Below are 763 nucleotides of genomic sequence, written 5' to 3'. Positions count from 1 at the left end.
TTTTCTTGTGCAAAAACATGTGTAGATGGGATGATATTACCTGCTGCTATGGCGGCTATCATTGCAGTTGCAGATAGCATTTTGTATGGTGACTTTCTCATATTATTTATCCCCCATTTAATTATTATTAACTATCATATTTTTATTACAAGGTTCTTGAAAATAGATTTTAACTATTAAATTCGTTCATTTGCGCCTCCAATTGGCTATTTAAGTCTTTTAATCTTTTTAATTGTGCCAATTGTACTTTAGGATCGCTGGTATTTGTTGAAAGCTGTGTGATACAGTCTTTCACTTGATCCCAATCTTTCTTATAACTCTGTAGGAGGCTAATCTCCAGTTTGATTTGATTTGTAAAGGTATCCGCATCATCTTTCATCAGATTCAACAGATCTTTTTGTATATCTACTATCGTTAATTTGGTTGTTAATTTATATATAGTTTCGTTTTGCTTTTGTAAATCATCTAGGTACGCTCGTTGCGAAGCTGATAGTTTATTGATATCTGCAAAACTATTGTATGTTTTTTGAATTTTATCTACATCAAATATTTGTAGTAGATCATATTCTTGCGCTTTTGCTGCAGCTGCAGCTGCTATTTCATTTTTTTTGTCTTTTTCAATTTTTTCGCGTGCTTCTTTTTTAACAGCTTCAATTTCTACAGTAGATTTATTAGCCTCTTTCGCCGCCTTTTCAGCCGCCTTTTCAGCCTCTACAATAGATTTTTCAATTTCTTTTCCTTTGTTCACAGCTGCGATTGCAGA

General features: G+C 33.0%; 1 pseudogene. It reads right to left on the bottom strand.

Annotated features, from left to right (window positions below):
* Positions 1–169: 169 nt before the first annotated feature.
* Positions 170–763: pseudogene (locus JDS99_RS30780) on the bottom strand (hemolysin BL lytic component L2); the annotation flags it as partial.

Source organism: Bacillus cereus group sp. N6, from assembly GCF_016483705.1.
GTDB lineage: Bacteria > Bacillota > Bacilli > Bacillales > Bacillaceae_G > Bacillus_A > Bacillus_A wiedmannii.
Note: the sequence above shows the minus strand (reverse complement) of the source record. Positions and strands in the feature narration are given on the sequence as shown.